Origin of the sequence: Blautia sp. CAG:257 (assembly GCF_000433815.1) — a bacterium.
Taxonomy (GTDB): domain Bacteria; phylum Bacillota; class Clostridia; order Lachnospirales; family Lachnospiraceae; genus Blautia_A; species Blautia_A caecimuris.
Window position 1 is genome coordinate 318 of the sequence record NZ_HF999059.1, and the last position, 1146, is coordinate 1463.

A 1146-nucleotide genomic window follows, 5' to 3' on the forward strand; every position below is an offset into this window, starting at 1 on the left:
GCCGCTCATGGCAATGATTGCTTTTTTCTGCATGGAATATTCTCCTTATTTTATATGGATAGAAATCAGGTTAAAAGTTTTTCATTTGATGTGGCTATGGTATCATTATCAACCTATGATGTCAATATGTAAATTGCCGGGTACAGAGTGGATATTGCAGGTATATTTACAGGAAAATTATGGTTTCTTTATAGATTTTATAATTATATTAGAAATTATACAAACTCTTATCACAATTATGTTGTATTCTATAAGTGTCTTAAAGGTAATCCCCTTTAAGAACAGGCAGCACTTCAATGCCGGAAGAACTGCCGAACTCTTTCCTTTCCCTAAAAAATAAAAGAAAACAATGACAGCCGCCCACCCGGCAAGATCGTCGGGAGAGCGGCAGTTTTCTTGTTTGCCTTTAGCAGTTTATATGCTCCGGAAGAACTTTGGCGCTTCCGGGGCAGTTTTTATTTTATGGCCTTCGATAACGGTTCAAGCAGGAATAGATTTCCTGGGCTCTTGGCATGGCATACCCACAGGGGATATAAGAACCGCCGCTGAAAAATACCAGTCCCTTCTGATCCAATTCCCGGATCAGATATTCTGCAATTTCCGGAAGCGTCCGTTTACCGTCAATGAGATGCTCCACAGCATATTTCAGCAGCATACTTAAAGAAGCTGTCTGTTCCGTATCCACGATCTGCTCAATATAGCGCAGATCCACTTCCTGTCGTCCTATGGAAAAGCCGTCTTTTCCATGTACTTTTGTTTTCAGTCTGTCCGGACGGTCAGAATCTCTGCGAGGGGATCTGGGAGCTGCGGAAGCAGCTTTTGTCATGATCCGGCAGCTTTTGGGAAAGTGGAATCCCGGCACAGAGGTTTCTGGAAGCGGATACTGGCTGCAGAGAGTTTTTACCATGTGGGTAATGTCCAGCGGATAATAGCTGTCCATCTGGATCACTGTGTCTGCAATATGGAAAAAGGCGCCGGAGCTTCCGGCAACCAGAATGGTGGAGATTCCGGCTTTGTGGTACAGATCCCCGGCCCGTTCCAGAAACGGTGTGATGGGTTCTTTTTCTCTTGCGATCACTTTCTGCATAAAGGAATCCCTTACCATAAAATTCGTGGCAGATGTATCTTCATCCAGAAGAAAGACCC

General features: G+C 44.1%; 2 protein-coding genes. One reads left to right on the forward strand and one right to left on the reverse strand.

What is annotated here, in order from left to right:
• A partial coding sequence (locus tag QVP40_RS07770) for a hypothetical protein (RefSeq protein WP_288200389.1) occupies positions 1-340 on the forward strand: 340 nt, incomplete at its 5' end.
• A 120-nt stretch (positions 341-460) separates the two neighbouring features.
• On the opposite strand, the gene QVP40_RS07775 is transcribed toward QVP40_RS07770, so the two are convergent.
• The coding region (locus QVP40_RS07775; protein ID WP_288200390.1) for a P-loop domain-containing protein at positions 461-1146 on the reverse strand (686 nt) is incomplete at its 5' end.